The sequence below is a fragment of the Allobosea sp. P1_B10 genome, from assembly GCF_056406735.1.
In genome coordinates, this window is the sequence record NZ_JBFTZP010000004.1 from 433,296 (window position 1) to 448,116 (window position 14,821).

Annotated in this window: 14 protein-coding genes; 7 read left to right on the forward strand and 7 right to left on the reverse strand. The window is 65.6% G+C overall.

Going from position 1 to position 14,821, the window contains the following annotated elements; translation table 11 throughout:
- Positions 1-26: 26 nt before the first annotated feature.
- From urtD to urtA, 4 genes are all read right to left on the reverse strand, one after another.
- Complete coding sequence (gene urtD / locus AC1D2L_RS12690; RefSeq protein ID WP_476846226.1) at positions 27-791, reverse strand: urea ABC transporter ATP-binding protein UrtD; 765 nt, start codon at positions 789-791, stop codon at positions 27-29.
- 4 nt (positions 792-795) lie between these two features.
- Entirely contained in the window at positions 796-1,908 is a 1,113-nt protein-coding gene (urtC, locus tag AC1D2L_RS12695; RefSeq protein WP_476846273.1) for an urea ABC transporter permease subunit UrtC, read from the reverse strand.
- Between the two features lie 23 nt (positions 1,909-1,931).
- Positions 1,932-3,533, reverse strand: coding sequence for an urea ABC transporter permease subunit UrtB (urtB, locus tag AC1D2L_RS12700; protein ID WP_476846227.1), 1,602 nt, complete (start codon positions 3,531-3,533; stop codon positions 1,932-1,934).
- A 282-nt stretch (positions 3,534-3,815) separates the two neighbouring features.
- Positions 3,816-5,072, reverse strand: a complete 1,257-nt coding sequence (gene urtA / locus AC1D2L_RS12705) for an urea ABC transporter substrate-binding protein (RefSeq protein WP_476846274.1) — start codon at positions 5,070-5,072, stop codon at positions 3,816-3,818.
- Positions 5,073-5,775: 703 nt separating this feature from the next.
- On the opposite strand from urtA, the gene rnr reads away from it, so the two are divergent.
- From rnr to AC1D2L_RS12730, 5 genes are all read left to right on the forward strand, one after another.
- Positions 5,776-8,118, forward strand: coding sequence for a ribonuclease R (gene rnr / locus AC1D2L_RS12710; RefSeq protein ID WP_476846228.1), 2,343 nt, complete (start codon positions 5,776-5,778; stop codon positions 8,116-8,118).
- A complete protein-coding gene (locus AC1D2L_RS12715) occupies positions 8,118-8,564 on the forward strand; it encodes a DUF983 domain-containing protein (protein WP_476846229.1) in 447 nt (148 codons plus the stop codon). Before rnr ends, AC1D2L_RS12715 begins: the two co-directional genes overlap by 1 nt.
- A complete protein-coding gene (locus AC1D2L_RS12720; RefSeq protein WP_476846230.1) occupies positions 8,561-9,295 on the forward strand; it encodes an NUDIX hydrolase in 735 nt (244 codons plus the stop codon). The genes AC1D2L_RS12715 and AC1D2L_RS12720 overlap by 4 nt, the downstream gene beginning before the upstream one ends.
- Before the next feature lie 189 nt (positions 9,296-9,484).
- Positions 9,485-9,652, forward strand: coding sequence for a 50S ribosomal protein L33 (gene rpmG, locus AC1D2L_RS12725; RefSeq protein ID WP_038367996.1), 168 nt, complete (start codon positions 9,485-9,487; stop codon positions 9,650-9,652).
- Between the two features lie 255 nt (positions 9,653-9,907).
- A complete protein-coding gene (locus tag AC1D2L_RS12730) occupies positions 9,908-10,111 on the forward strand; it encodes a hypothetical protein (protein WP_476846231.1) in 204 nt (67 codons plus the stop codon).
- A 257-nt stretch (positions 10,112-10,368) separates the two neighbouring features.
- On the opposite strand, the gene AC1D2L_RS12735 is transcribed toward AC1D2L_RS12730, so the two are convergent.
- Positions 10,369-11,745, reverse strand: coding sequence for a PleD family two-component system response regulator (locus AC1D2L_RS12735; RefSeq protein WP_476846232.1), 1,377 nt, complete (start codon positions 11,743-11,745; stop codon positions 10,369-10,371).
- Between the two features lie 18 nt (positions 11,746-11,763).
- Complete coding sequence (locus tag AC1D2L_RS12740) at positions 11,764-12,135, reverse strand: response regulator (RefSeq protein WP_476846275.1); 372 nt, start codon at positions 12,133-12,135, stop codon at positions 11,764-11,766.
- A 96-nt stretch (positions 12,136-12,231) separates the two neighbouring features.
- Between AC1D2L_RS12740 and AC1D2L_RS12745 the strand changes: the two genes are divergently transcribed.
- Both AC1D2L_RS12745 and AC1D2L_RS12750 read left to right on the forward strand, forming a co-directional pair.
- Positions 12,232-12,582: a DUF3572 domain-containing protein gene (locus AC1D2L_RS12745; protein ID WP_476846233.1), complete on the forward strand. Its 351-nt coding sequence runs from the start codon at positions 12,232-12,234 to the stop codon at positions 12,580-12,582.
- A 20-nt stretch (positions 12,583-12,602) separates the two neighbouring features.
- Positions 12,603-13,937 (forward strand): DNA polymerase IV, encoded by a 1,335-nt coding sequence (locus AC1D2L_RS12750; protein ID WP_476846276.1) that lies wholly within the window; start codon positions 12,603-12,605, stop codon positions 13,935-13,937.
- On the opposite strand, the gene AC1D2L_RS12755 is transcribed toward AC1D2L_RS12750, so the two are convergent.
- Complete coding sequence (locus tag AC1D2L_RS12755; RefSeq protein ID WP_476846234.1) at positions 13,894-14,730, reverse strand: cell envelope integrity EipB family protein; 837 nt, start codon at positions 14,728-14,730, stop codon at positions 13,894-13,896. The genes AC1D2L_RS12750 and AC1D2L_RS12755 overlap by 44 nt on opposite strands.
- Between the last annotated feature and the right edge of the window lie 91 nt (positions 14,731-14,821).

Here is a 14,821-nt window from a genome sequence, read left to right on the forward strand (position 1 = left end):
GACGGGGTAGCCGGTGCACACCATCTTCATCGTCCCAGATACACCTCGATGACGCGCTCATTGGCGCTGACCTGGTCGAGCGGGCCTTCGGCCAGCACCGAGCCCTCATGCAGCACCGTGACCTTCACGCCGAGTTCGCGGATGAAACCCATGTCGTGCTCGACCACGATCACCGAATGGTCGCGCGCGATCTCCTTCAGCAGCACGGCGGTCTGCGCCGTCTCGCCATCGGTCATACCGGCGGCGGGCTCGTCGACCAGCAGCAGTTTCGGGTCCTGGGCCAGGAGCATGCCGATCTCGAGCCACTGCTTCTGGCCATGCGAGAGCGAGCCGGCGAGCCGGTGGCGGGCATCGCCGAGCTTGATGATCCCCAGGATGTCGTCGATGCGCTTCTGGTTGGCGGCGGCCGTTTTCCAGAACAGCGTCCGGGAGACCGTGCGCTGCGCCTTCAGCGCCAGCAGGATGTTGTCCTCGATGGTGTGGAAATCGAACACCGTCGGCTTCTGGAATTTTCGCCCGATGCCGAGATTGGCGATGGCCGCCTCGTCGAGCTTTGTCAGGTCGATGGAGCCGCCGAACATCACCGTGCCGACATCGGGTTTCGTCTTGCCGGTGATGATGTCCATCATCGTGGTCTTGCCGGCGCCGTTGGGCCCGATGATGGCGCGCATCTCGCCGGGCGCGATCACCAGCGACAGGCCGCGGATCGCCTTGAAGCCGTCGAAGGAGACGCTGACGCCGTCGAGATAGAGCAGCGAGGAGGTCAGGGCGCCGGGGGTTGGAGCGTTCATGGCCTCACTCCGCCGGGGCCGGTGCAACGGAAGCGACAGGCTCAGGCTTGCTGCGCCTGTCCCTGAACTGCTGCGCCGTGCCCAGGATGCCCTTGGGCATGAATATGGTGACGAAGACGAAGAGCGCGCCGAGCGCAAACAGCCAGTACGGCGCCATGAAGCCGGAGGTGAAGACCGTCTTGGCGTAGTTGACCACGACGGCACCCAGCGCTGCGCCGACCAGCGTGCCGCGCCCGCCGACCGCGACCCAGATCACGGTCTCGATCGAATTGGCGGGAGCGAATTCGCTGGGATTGATGATGCCGACCTGCGGGACATAGAGCGCGCCCGCCACGCCCGCCATGCAGGCCGAGACGGTGAAGACGAAGAGCTTGAAGCGGTCGACCCGGTAGCCGAGGAAGCGGGTGCGCGATTCCGCATCGCGGATTGCGATCACGACCTTGCCGAGTTTTGACGAGACGATGCCGCGCGCGATCAGGAAACCGGCGATCAGCATGACGCACGTCATCGCGAACAATGCGGCCCGCGTCGTCTGCGCCTGGACGTTGAAGCCAATGATGTCCTTGAAATCGGTCAGGCCGTTATTGCCGCCAAAGCCCATATCGTTGCGGAAAAAGGCGAGCAGCAGCGCGTAGGTCAGCGCCTGGGTGATGATCGAGAGATAGACACCCGTGACGCGGGAGCGGAAGGCGAACCAGCCGAACACGAAGGCGAGCAGCCCCGGAACAGCTAGGACCATCAGCATGGCGAAGGGGAACGACGAGAAGCCGTACCAGTACCAGGGCAGCTCCTGCCAGTTCAGGAACACCATGAAATCGGGCAGGATCGGGTTGCCATAGGTGCCGCGCGAGCCGATCTGGCGCATCAGATACATGCCCATGGCGTAGCCGCCGAGCGCGAAGAAGGCGCCATGGCCGAGCGAGAGAATGCCGCAATAGCCCCAGACGAGGTCGAGCGAGATCGCCAGCAGCGCGTAGCAGAGATATTTGCCCCACAGCGACATGGTCGAGGTCGGCACATGCAGCACCGAGCCGACAGGGAGCAGCAGGTTGGACAGCGGCACCAGCACCGCAATTGCCGCGATCAGTCCCAGGAACCACAGGCCGCGCTTGTCCATGCCATCGATGAGGAAGCGGGTGATCATGCTTCCACCGCCCTGCCCTTGAGCGCGAACAGGCCGCGCGGGCGCTTCTGGATGAACAGGATGATGAAGACGAGCAGCGCGATCTTGCCGAGCACCGCGCCGGCATAGGGTTCGAGCAGCTTGTTGGCGACGCCCAGCGTCATGGCTGAGATCAGCGTGCCCCAGAGATTGCCGACGCCGCCGAAGACCACGACCATGAAGCTATCGATGATGTAGCTCTGGCCGAGATTGGGGCTGACATTGTCGATCTGCGAGAGCGCCACGCCCGCAAGCCCCGCCACGCCCGAGCCGAGCCCGAAGGTCAGCGCGTCGACGCGCCCCGTGCGGATGCCCATCGCCGAGGCCATGCGCCGGTTCTGCGTGACCGCGCGCATCTGCAAGCCAATCGGCGTCAGCTTCAGGATCGCCAGCAGCGCGCAGAAGACCAATGCGGCAAAAACGATAATCCAGAGGCGGTTCCAGGTGATGGCGAGCCCGCCGATATCGACGGCGCCCGACATGAAATTCGGCGCGCCGACCTCGCGATTGGTCGGACCGAAGGCGGTCCGCACCGCCTGCTGCAGGATCAGGCTGATGCCCCAGGTCGCCAGCAGCGTCTCCAGCGGCCGGCCGTAGAGGAAGCGGATCACGCCGCGCTCGATGGCGATGCCGACCAGCCCGGCGACAAGGAAGGCCAGCGGCAGGGCGATCGCCAGCGAATAGTCGAACAGGCCTGGAAAGCGGGCGCGGATCACCTCCTGGACGATGAAGGTGGTGTAGGCGCCCAGCATCACCATCTCGCCATGGGCCATGTTGATCACGCCCATCACGCCGAAGGTGATCGCCAGCCCGATGGCAGCCAGCAGCAGCACGGAGCCCAGCGAAAGCCCGTACCAGAGGTTCTGGGCCGTGCGCCACAGCGCGAGCTTGCCCTCGATCTCGGTCATGGCGCGCGCCTGCGCTTCCTGAAGCGCGGGAACGGCGTTGCCCGGGAGCGAGCGCAGTGTCGCCAGCGCATCCTGGTCGCCGCGTTCGCGCAGCACGTCGATGGCGGCGAGCCGGTCGAACGGCGGCGCGTCGCTCTTGGCGATCAGGATCGCGGCCTGGGCCTGGCGCAGCGCGGCCTTCGCCCTGGCGTCGGTCTCCTTACCGATGGCGGTCTCGAGCACCGGCAGCACGCTGACGTCGCGCGACTTGAATACAGCCTCTGCCGCTGCGATGCGTTTCCCGACATCGGGATTGAGCAGGCCGAGCCCGCCGAGCGCCGCCTGGATGTTGCGGCGCACGCCGTTGTTCAGCCGCACCGCGCTCAGGCCGGGCGGCTCGGAGGCGAGCGCGGCACCGGTTCTTGCATCGAGAAGCTTGCCGTCGCTGGCCTTGACCACGACCGCGCCGGCACCGGCCAGCAGCCGGCCCTCGGCCAACGCCTCGATGATCACGGCGGCTTGCGGATGGGCGCCCGAAATCAGGATCTCGATGGCGCGGTTGGTGTCGGAGAAACTATCGGCGCCGAGCCGGGTGAAGGCCTCGTCTGCGCCTTGGGCGCGCACGGCGCCCGGAGCGAGCACCAGCGGCATCAGGAGAAGGAGCGCGCGCAGAAGGCGGGTCACTAAAAGCATGAGCTCATCATCGGCGGCAGGCCGCGGGGAACCCCTCTCCTGTAAGGAGAGGGGCAGGGGTGAGGTGTGGGCCATTCGACCCGACGGGCGCAGGTTTGCAGCTGTGAGGTCGCGGCCAGATATCGGCCGGCCGACCCCTCACCCTGCCCTCTCCCTCCGGGAGAGGGTTCCCCGCGCCTGTTTCTGGTAGCTGGATGCCTGTTCAGGCGAATTACGAGGGGCGACCGGGCTTATCCGCGCGTGCCGCCCCTCCCCCCTCAAATCCTCAAGCGCCGCAGCTGGTCAGGCGCCGCCACACTTGCCGGTCTTGGTGTTGAAGTTGCCGCACTTTTTCTCGACCCAGTCGCCGACCAGGTCCTTGGAGCCGTCGAGCTCCTTCGACCAGGCGTCGCCGGCGACGAGGCCGGTCTTGGAAACCACGTCGAACTGGCCGTCGGCCTTGATCTCGCCGATCAGCACGGGCTTGGTGATGTGGTGGTTCGGCAGCATCTTGGAGATACCCCCGGTCAGGTTGGCGGCCTCGATGCCCGGCAGCGCGTCGATCACCTTGTCCGGGTCGAAGCTCCCGGCCTTCTCGACAGCCTTCACCCACATGGCGAAGCCGATGACATGGGCTTCCATCGGGTCGTTGGTGACGGCCTTATCGTTCTTCTTGTAGGCCTTCCACTGCTTGATGAAGGCCTCGTTCTCGGGCGTCTTGACCGACTGGAAGTAATTCCAGGCAGCGAGATGGCCGAGCAGCGGCTTGGTGTCGATGCCGGCGAGCTCTTCCTCGCCGACCGAGAACGCCACGACCGGAATGTCGGTCGCCTTGATCCCCTGGTTGCCGAGTTCCTTGTAGAACGGCACGTTGGCATCGCCATTGATGGTCGAGACCACGGCGGTCTTCTTGCCGGCCGAGCCGAACTTCTTGATGTCGGAGACGATCGTCTGCCAGTCGGAATGCCCGAACGGCGTGTAGTTGATCATGATATCCTCCTTGGCCACGCCCTTGGCGAGCAGATAGGCTTCGAGGATCTTGTTGGTCGTGCGCGGGTAGACATAGTCGGTGCCGGCCAGCACCCAGCGCTGCACCTTCTCTTCCTTGGCGAGGTAGTCGACGGCGGGGATCGCCTGCTGGTTCGGCGCGGCGCCGGTGTAGAACACGTTGCGCTCGCTCTCCTCGCCCTCGTACTGGACGGGGTAGAACAGGATCGAGTTCAGCTCCTTGAACACCGGCAGGACCGACTTGCGCGAGACCGAGGTCCAGCAGCCGAACACGGCCGAGACCTTGTCCTTGGCGATGAGTTCGCGCGCCTTTTCGGCGAAGAGCGGCCAGTTCGAAGCGGGATCGACGACGACGGCCTCGAGCTTCTTGCCGAGCACGCCGCCCTTCTTGTTCTGCTCCTCGATGAGCATCAGCATGACGTCCTTCAACGTCGTCTCGGAGATCGCCATCGTGCCGGAGAGGGAGTGCAGGATGCCGACCTTGATGGTCTCCTGCGCCGCTGCCGGGAGGAACGAGCCGAGGAAGGTGGCGCCAGCCAGGGCAGCGCCCAAAAATACGCGACGAGTATTGTTCACGGATGTCCCCCGAAGGATCTTTGTTGTGGCGGCTCCGAAGCGAACGCCGACGGCGCCTTCTGGCCTGTCGAGCTATCTGGCAAGCCACGTGCCAACGTACCGGACCACCGATACGACCCCGCAAATGTCTGTCGTCAGGCGCGCCGCTGCCGCATTTCCTGCACGAAAGCGCGCGACGCACGCAAAGATACTGCACGCAACGCGCCGATGCCCATTAATTAGCCAAAACGACTGCTGTCTAATTAGGCGCCAGCGGTGTGGGAGGGCCATCGGCCGGCGGCACTGGCATTTCTTTCGTGCAGCGCAGCATATTTTTTGACATTTACGTCACCGGCAGAATCGCCATAGCCTCCATCTTGTCGGTAACAACTGAAAGGAGGTGATCCAGTGTCTCATTGTCATCAACCGCTGGAGCAAAGCGGGCGGACCTGGACTCTTTCCCAGTGGGGGTTCTATTCCGCGTGAGTTTTCGCGCCTTTAGGTCCGGTTCGCCGGGCCGCGGTTCGACAATGGAAGGGCTGCCCGCAAGGGCGGCCCTTCTTGCATTTCGCCTCGCCTTTCGGACCAGCGGCGTCTGCGCAGACCGTTCCTGCAGTCGCGGTTCTGGCGCCGGGCCGGCTCGCATGCCACATAAGGGCGGTGTTTCAATCGCCAGACCATCAAGTGAAGAGCCGCTATCGTGTCATCGTCCGCGCCTGAGCCGAGCCGCGAGGCGATCCTCGACTTCATCGAATCCGAACGCGTGGCAGGCCGGGAGGTCGGCCGTCGCGAGATCGCGCGCGCCTTCGGGCTGGATAGCGGCGGCAAGATCTGGCTCAAGCGCCTGCTGAAGGAGCTTGCCGAAGAGGGCGAGATCAGCGGCGACGGCAAGGAGCGCCCGGTCCATCCCCACGGCGCCCTGCCTCCGGTTCTGCTCAGCGAGATCAAGGGCAAGGATCGCGACGGCGACCTGTTCGCCGCCCCGCTGGAATGGAACGAGGCAGATCAGGGCGTGGCACCGCGCATCCTGATCGAGCGGCCGCGCGAGTTCCGCGCCAAGCGCCACGCCTCTTCCTCGGCGCCGGGTGTCGGCGACCACGTCCTGCTCAAGCTGACTCGCCTGAAAGGCGTCGACGGCTTCACCTATTCCGGACGCGTGCTCAAGCTGATGGGCAAGGGCAAGGCGCAGGTGCTCGGGATTTTCCGTGCCCTGCCCGATGGTTCCGGCCGCCTGATCCCGATCGACAAGAAGTCGCAAGGCCGCGAGGCGCTGATCCCCAAGGGCCGCACCGCCGAGGCGCAGGATGGCGACCTCGTCTCCGTCGCCCTGCGCAATGAGACCCGCTTCGGCCCGCCCGAGGCGCATGTGCGCGAGCGGCTGGGCTCGATCAAGTCCGAGCGCGCCGTCAGCCTGATTGCGATCCACGCCCACGGCATTCCCAATGTCTTCCAGCCGGCGACGATTGCAGAGGCTGATTCCGTGCGCCCCGCCGGCACGCAGGGCCGCGAGGACTGGCGCGAACTGCCGCTGATCACGATCGATCCGGCAGACGCGAAGGACCATGACGACGCGGTCCATGCTGCGCCTGACGCGGACCCGGACAATCCCGGCGGCTATGTCGTCACCGTCGCCATCGCTGATGTCGCGGCCTATGTGCGGCCGGGCTCGGCGCTCGATCGCGAGGCGCTGGAGCGCGGCAATTCGGTGTATTTCCCCGACCGCGTCGTGCCGATGCTGCCCGAGCGGATCTCGAACGACCTGTGCTCGCTGCGTGGCGGCGAGGATCGCCCGGCGCTTGCGGTGCGGCTGGTGCTCAAGTCGGACGGCTCGAAGAAGGGCCATTCGTTCCACCGCATCCTGATGCGCTCGGCGGCGAAGCTCTCCTACCAGCAGGCTCAGGCCGCAATCGACGGCCAGCCCGACGACACCACCAGCCCGATCCGCGATTCAATCTTGATGCCGCTCTGGGCGGCCTATGGCATCGCGTCGCGGGCCCGCGATGCTCGCCAGCCGCTCGATCTCGACCTGCCCGAGCGCAAGCTGGTCCTCAAGCCCGACGGCGCGGTCGACCGCGTGATCGTGCCCGAGCGCCTGGCCGCGCATAAGCTGATCGAGGAGTTCATGATCCTCGCCAACGTCGCGGCCGCCGAGACGTTGGAGAAGGCCGGCAGCGTCTTGATCTATCGCTGCCACGACGAGCCCTCGCTCGAGAAGATGCGCTCGCTTGGCGAGGTCCTGGCTTCGATCGGCATTAAGCTGCCGCGTGAGGGCACGCTGCGGCCGGTGCTGTTCAACCGCATCCTGGCGATGATCAAGGGTTCGGAGAACGAGCTCTTCCTGAACGAGGTCGTGCTGCGCACCCAGGCCCAGGCCGAGTATGTCGCGGAGAATTACGGCCATTTCGGCCTGAACCTGCGCCGCTACGCGCACTTCACCTCGCCGATCCGGCGCTATGCCGATTTGATCGTGCATCGCGCGCTGATCACCGCCCTGAAGCTCGGCGATGACGGCCTGCCGAAGTCGACGACGCTGGCCGAACTGCGCGAGGTCTCGACCCGGATCTCCGCGGCTGAGCGCCGCGCCATGGCCGCAGAGCGCGAGACCACCGACCGGCTGATCGCGCATTTCCTCGCCGACCAGATCGGGGCGTCCTTCGACGGGCGCATCGGTGGCGTCAACAAGGCGGGCCTGTTCGTCAAGCTCGACGGCACAGGGGCGGACGGCTTCATCCCGGCCTCGACGCTGGGTGCCGACTACTATCGCTACGACGAGGCCGCGCACGCGATGATTGGCGAGCGCAGCGGCGAAAGCTGGCGGCTGGGCGACCGTGTCCATGTCAAGCTGGTCGAGGCCGCACCCGTCGCCGGCGCGCTGCGCTTCGAACTCCTGTCCGAGGGGCGACGTGTGACACCGGGCCGCTCTGGCTTCCGCCCCGGACGCCCCCCACTTCCAGGGCGTGGCCGGGCGAAGTCGACCTTCGTCAAGCCGGGCGGCAAGTCCAAGAGCAGGACGGGCGGCAAGAAGGGCGGCAAGAAGCGGTGATGTCGGTCGAGTTCAATCATGCCGTAGGGCGCCCCGCCGAGCGCAATTGGCGCGAGGCTGTCGGCCGTGGCCTGATGGGCCGCTGCCCGCGTTGCGGCCAAGGCAAGCTCTTTCGCGGATTCCTCAAGCCCGTCGACGCCTGCGCGGCCTGCGGCGAGGCGATGCACCACCAGCGTGCCGACGACCTGCCGCCCTATATCGTCATCACCATCGTCGGCCACATCATCGTGGGTGGCCTACTGCTGGCAGAGAAATACGCCGACTGGTCGATGACCTTGCATATGGCGATCTGGCCCGCGCTGACCGTCGTGCTCTCCCTGCTGCTGATGCAGCCGGTCAAGGGCGGTGTCGTCGGCCTGCAATGGGCCTTGCGCATGCACGGCTTCGGTGGTGAACCCGACCAGCCAGAACGACAGCCCACGCCCACGCCCACGGTGAAACGATGAACGACAACGCCGTCATCCTGACGAAGGCCGAGCGCGTCCGCGTCGCGACCAATATCCGTCCCAAGGATGCAGCCACCGTGCTCATCATCGACCGCTCGGCCAAGACGCCGCGCGTGCTGATGGGCAAGCGCCATGAAGGCCACAAGTTCATGCCCGGGAAGTTCGTCTTCCCAGGCGGCCGGGTCGACCCCGGCGACCGGCGCATGTCCGCCACGGGAGCCCTGGCGCAGATCTGCGAGGACCGCCTGATGAAGCGCTCGGTTCGCCCCAGCAGCCAGAAGGCACGCGCCCTGGCACTGGCGGCCTTGCGCGAGACCTTCGAGGAGACAGGCCTGCTTTTCGGGGCGAGCGACCTCGGCACGCCCGAGCGGGTGCCGCCCGGCAGCTGGAGCGACTTCGCGGGCCACGGCATCTTCCCCGATCTCGGCGCCGTGACCTTCGTGGCGCGTGCCATCACCCCGCCGCGCCGCCCCAAGCGCTTCGACACGCGCTTCTTCACGCTCGACTACAACACGCTGGCCGGAAAGGTCGAAGGCGTCACGGGACCTGACTCGGAGCTTGTCGAACTGGTCTGGGTCAGCTTCAAGGAGGCGCAGGCGCTCGACCTGCCGACGATCACTCAGGTGATTCTGCGGGAGGTCGAGGATCGCATCGCCCGTGGCTTCGCGCCTTATCTCCCGGTGCCCTTCTTCTGGGAAAAGAACGGCAGCTTCGTGCGCGAGGAGCTGTGAGCGCACCATCCCCTGCCGCGTGGTGGGCTATCTCGCCCTCCGCAGCGGAAACCGATCTGGACTGTTCCATTCTTTCTTGACTTCGCCGGCCCGTTGCGGCATTCCCCCACCCGACGGTTTGCCGGGTCCGCCCGGCCATTTTTCTTTTATGAGGGCCTTACCCGCCCGCAAGGCTCGAGGAATAATCCCATGGCCAAGGCCGTGACCATCAAAATCAAGCTGCTCTCGACCGCCGACACCGGCTTCTTCTACGTGACGAAGAAAAACTCGCGTACGATGACCGAGAAGATGTCGAAGAAGAAGTACGACCCCGTCGCGCGCAAGCACGTCGAGTTCAAGGAAACCAAGATCAAGTGATCCTGGGCGCGCCTCAGGCGTGACGAAGATTTAAAGAACCGCCCGCACCCCGGGCGGTTTTTTTGTATGCGCGCAGCGCTGCGCGCCGGTCGGGACGAGACGGCCTGCAATCGACTTTGGGCGAAGCCCACTGGAATTGGTGGCGGCACTCACTAAATTCAGCCATCCTGAGGCCACGCAAGTCGCGCGGCCGTCCTGTGCGGTGGCCCTTGTGAACACAGCCTCTCCCTGCCCTCCTCTGCACGAGGATCTCGCTTGAACAGTGGCGACGAGCCTGCCCAGACCCACGCGCCCGGCCATGGCCCGCTGCGTCGGTTCCTGAAGCTGATGGTGGAAGCCGATTCGTCTCGCTTTGCACTCAGCCGCGTTCGCGCCGTGCTGATGCTTGTCGGGTTGCTGGCTGCGTTCGCCGGCCTCGGCTACGGCCTGCCGACGCTGTACTCGCACTACTTCCCGTAGCGCGGCTTGCCCCGAGAGGGTGACCGGCCGGCGACGGTTCTGAGGAGGCCAGAATATCCGTCACCGACCGGTCCAGCCCTCCGGTTTCCCAGGAGATGCGGCGGACCTGAGCACCCGAGGGGCGTCTGAGAGCGGCGCTGTGCCGCTGCGTTAGACGGGACCCTACAGGCGTAAACTTGCGAATCAACCGTAAACGATTGATTCACCATATCCGTCAGTGCGTTAACCCTACCTGCTAAGATTAAGGCGCCGATCCGTCAGGCCGCTGTCGCGACGATCACCCGATTGCGGCCTGCAGCCTTTGCCCGATAAAGCGCATCGTCTGCACGCTTCATCATGTCGGCCGGCGATTCATCGCCCGCTCGGCGGCTCGCGACGCCGATCGAGACCGTCACCGGGATCGTGCGCGTGTTGCGGTGGATCGCGAAGGCCTCGGAATCGACGCGCTGGCGAATGCGCTCGGCCACAGCGAAGGCTGCGTCGAGGGTGGTGTCTGGCAGCACGACCACGACCTCCTCCCCGCCCATGCGGGCTACGAGATCGATGCCGCGCGTGCAGGCGCGCACACGGTCGGCGAACTCCCGCAGAACCTCGTCGCCGGCATCATGGCCCCAGCTGTCATTGACCATCTTGAAGTGGTCGACATCGAGCACAAGCAGCGCCAGCGAGCGTGCCCGCAACGCCGATTCGTTGAACATCGCGCCCATGCGGCTGTCCATGTAGCGACGGTTATACAGGCCCGTCAGCTGGTCCATCACCGCCATTTCCATGGACGACTGCACGCTTTCGCGAAGCCTTTCCGTGAAGCGCTTGCGGCGAACCTGGGTGCGCACCCGGGCCAGCAATTCATTGCGGTCGACCGGACGGATCAGGAAGTCATGCGCCCCGATCTCGAGCCCGCGCAGGATCCGCGTGCGATCCTCGGCCTCGCCGAGCAGGAGCACGGAGACGTTGCGGGTCCGCTCGAGCGAACGCAACTGGCTGCACAGGCGCAGGCCGTCATAGTCCTTCAGGTCAAGGCTGATCAGGACGCTGTCGAAGTCACCTTCAGCTGCCCTCATCAGCGCCTGGTGCGGATCGGCCTCGACCTCGACGACATGGAACGCCGAGAGCGCCGTCAGAAGCCGGTCGGTGACGGTCGGGCGATCCTCGATCACCAGGATGCGGCCATTGAGCCCGGTCTCGGTCGCGGCGGCGGCCAGCGGGTCGGCGATGCCCAGGCGGCGCGACGCCATTGCGCGGTTGCGCAGTTCGTCCGTCATCGACTTCAGCCGCGCCAGGCTGCGCACGCGTGCGAACAGGGCGGTGTCGTCCAGCGGCTTGGTCAGGAAGTCGTCGGCGCCGGCATCGAGCCCCTTGAGCCGATCGCTGGGCTGGTCGAGCGCGGTCACCATCACCACCGGGATATGCGCGGTGGTTGCGCCGTTCTTCAGGCGACGGCAGACCTCGAAGCCGTCCATGCCGGGCATCATCACGTCGAGGAGGACGATATCGGCTTCCCCGCGCTCGCAGATCGCAAGCGCATCGGCCCCGGTCAGGGCCGTCACGACATCGAAATACTCCGCCGAAAGCTTCGCTTCCAGCAGCTTCACATTAGTGATGATGTCGTCGACGACGAGAATGCGCGCTGACATGGACCTGCTTTCGGAGGATCAGGCGGCGCCAGCGTAGGCGCGGACCGTCTCGAGGAACTTGGCCACCGAGATCGGTTTCGAAAGATAGGCCTCGCAGCCCCCCTCGCGGATCCGCTCCTCGTCGCCCTTCATAGCGAAGGCCGTGACAGCGATGACGGGAATGGATTTTAGGGTGTCGTCTTCCTTGATCCATTTCGTGACCTCCAGCCCGGAAACCTCCGGCAGCTGGATGTCCATGAGAATCAGGTCGGGATGGTGGGTCCGCGCCAGCTCGATGGCCTCGATTCCATCGGCGGTCTTCAAGGTGGCGTAGCCATGCGCCTCGAGAAGATCGTTGAAGAGCTTCATGTTGAGCTCGTTGTCCTCGACGATCAGAACAGTTTTCATGATGCCGCCCTTCATTCGCGCCACGGACACAGGAAGGCTTGATCCCACCAAGTCCAAGCTGGCAGCCTCGTTTCAATCAGCAAGCTAGCATGCGAGCTGTTGACGAAACGCAAACTCGAACCGCGATTCGCCGGCACCTCGCCCCGGAAGGCAAAACAAATGCAAAAACGATTCAACGCCGATGACGCGGAGGCCCTGGCACTTCGAGCGCTAGGCTTCCTCGCTGCAGAACCCGAACGGCTGGAGCCTTTTCTCGCCGCAACCGGGCTTGGACCCGCCACCCTGCGCGCCGCGGCACAGGAGCCCGGCTTCCTCGCCGCCGTCCTCGACCACATCGCCGGCAACGATTCGCTGCTGCTTGAGTTTGCCGGAAACTTAAGCCTGAATCCGGAAATAATCGCACAGGCCCGCGCCGCCCTCTCCGGCCCGCCGCCGAGCGACATGCCGTGACCACGCCCGGCGTTGCCCCGATGCAGCGCACCCTCTGCCGCGATTGCCTGGCGGACCATGATGACGCGGCAGCGGGGCTCCGCCGCTGCCGGGCCTGCGGCTCGCCACGCCTGCTGCGGCACCGCGAGCGCGATACCCTCAGCCTCGCCCATATCGACTGCGACGCCTTCTATGCCGCCATCGAGAAGCGCGACGACCCGAGCCTGCTCGACAAGCCTGTCATCATCGGCGGCGGCAAGCGCGGCGTCGTGTCGACCTGCTGCTACATCGCCCGGACCTATGGCGTGCGCTCGGCCATGCCGATGTTCAAGGCGCTGAAGGCCTGTCCCGAGGCCGTCGTGGTCAAGCCCGATATGGCGAAATATGTCGCCGTCGGGCGGCAGGTCAGGCGGCTGATGCAGGAGCTCACGCCCCTGGTCGAGCCCTTGTCGATCGACGAGGCCTTCCTCGACCTGTCGGGCACGGAACTGCTGCATCACGCCAGCCCGGCATTGATCCTGGCGCGGTTCCAGCGGCGCATCGAGACAGAGATCGGCATCACCGTCTCGATCGGCCTGTCCTATGCGAAATTCCTGGCCAAGGTCGCCTCCGACATGGACAAGCCGCGCGGCTTCTCGATCATCGGGCGGGCCGAGGCGGTGGCCTTCCTCGCCGGCAAGCCGGTCGGGCTGATCCCGGGCGTCGGCCAGGCCAGCGCCGCAAAACTCGCGGAGGCCGGCTTCCGCCTGATCGGGGACCTCCGGGATGCCCCCGTCGAGAGGCTCTTTCGCCTCGCGGGCAAAGATGGGCCACGCTTGCAGAAGCTCGCCAACGGCATCGACGAGCGCAAGGTCACGCCCGACCACGAGACCAAGAGCGTCTCCAGCGAGACCACGCTCGACATCGACCTCGCCGAGTTCGACGCACTCGAACCCGTGCTCTGGCGCCTGTGCGAGAAGACTTCGAAAAGACTCAAGGATCAGCAGCTTGCAGGGCGAACCATCACCCTGAAACTGAAGGGCACGGACTTCCAGTCGATTACCCGCGCCAGCCGCCTGCCTGAGCCGACGCAACTTGCCGCGCGCCTTTTCGCCGCCGGCCGCGAGCTCCTGAAGCGTGAATGCAATGGCCGCCGATACCGGCTGATCGGCATCGGGGCGAGCGACTTCAGCGCGCCTGAGGATGCCGACCATGGCGACCTCGCCGATATCGCGACCCCGCGGCTCAAGGCAATGGAGGGCGCGCTCGACAAGCTGCGGGCGCGCTTCGGCGATACCGCGATCGGCAAGGGACTCAGCCTGCGCCTGCCCCAACGCCGTCAGGAAGCCGGCGCTACTTCGCGCAAGCCTGGGTCGGAAGAAGATCCAGACGCGTGAGCGTGCCGCGCAGGGCGAACGCGCCATAGTCGAGCTTCACCGCGCCGGTGACGCCGTTCTCGTAGAGCTCGAACGAGATCGTGTAGGCGGGCGTCGATTCGCCCGAGCCGACCTTGAAATAGGAGATGGTCACCGGCCAGCGCGCCATCTTCTCGAAGGCGGCGGTCTGCAGCGGTGTCTCGGCCGGCTTGCCCTCGATGCGCTTCCCGATCACGGACAGGGTGTCGTAGACCTCCTTGCCGCTGTTGGCCCCGTCATAGAGCCGCACGTTCAGGGTGTTCTTGCCGGCGCGCGCGGCCTCGATCACCGCCTTCATCTGCGCATTGGGAAACAGCGCGTCGGCCGGCTCGCGATGCGTCTCGACCTTCGGCGCGCGCAGCTTGACCTCGTAGCCCACGCCGGCTTTTTCCGCCGAGCCGTCGATCACTTCCGGCGGGCCGCCGGTCGAGCTTTCGGTCTTGAAGCGGTAGTTGGCGCCGTCGCCGGCCTCGAAACTCGTCGTGCGCGCGTCGATCGTGCGCGGGCCGCCTTCGCTGCTGTTGAGCTGCGTGACCTGCCGGAACGACAATGCGTAGCCCTCGCAGGCGTCGCCCGTGAAATCGAAGGCGATGCGTCCGCGCGCCGCCTCGATGTTCTTGGCCGGCTTGGAGGGGTCGAGCACCAGATCGTAGACAGCGCGATGCGGCGCCAGCACGACACGGCCGGTCGATTGCACCTGCGCCGACGCTGCCCCCGTCGCCAGGATCGTCGCGGTGCCCAGAAGGCCCGCGAGACCAAAACCAAGCTTGTTCATGACGTCTGCCGTTCTGCTGTGGGATTCGACGAATCTAGGTGCAACGCGGCAATGGCGCAAACAAGGCATGATGGCGCGGACCCGACAGCCG

Coding starts and splice junctions, on each gene's coding strand:
- urtD (WP_476846226.1), bottom strand. CDS start 791: ATGAACGCTCCAACCCCCGGCGCCCTGACCTCCTCGCTGCTCTATCTC.
- urtC (WP_476846273.1), bottom strand. CDS start 1,908: ATGGACAAGCGCGGCCTGTGGTTCCTGGGACTGATCGCGGCAATTGCG.
- urtB (WP_476846227.1), bottom strand. CDS start 3,533: ATGCTTTTAGTGACCCGCCTTCTGCGCGCGCTCCTTCTCCTGATGCCG.
- AC1D2L_RS12715 (WP_476846229.1), top strand. CDS start 8,118: ATGTCGGTCGAGTTCAATCATGCCGTAGGGCGCCCCGCCGAGCGCAAT.
- AC1D2L_RS12720 (WP_476846230.1), top strand. CDS start 8,561: ATGAACGACAACGCCGTCATCCTGACGAAGGCCGAGCGCGTCCGCGTC.
- rpmG (WP_038367996.1), top strand. CDS start 9,485: ATGGCCAAGGCCGTGACCATCAAAATCAAGCTGCTCTCGACCGCCGAC.
- AC1D2L_RS12735 (WP_476846232.1), bottom strand. CDS start 11,745: ATGTCAGCGCGCATTCTCGTCGTCGACGACATCATCACTAATGTGAAG.
- AC1D2L_RS12750 (WP_476846276.1), top strand. CDS start 12,603: ATGCAGCGCACCCTCTGCCGCGATTGCCTGGCGGACCATGATGACGCG.
- AC1D2L_RS12755 (WP_476846234.1), bottom strand. CDS start 14,730: ATGAACAAGCTTGGTTTTGGTCTCGCGGGCCTTCTGGGCACCGCGACG.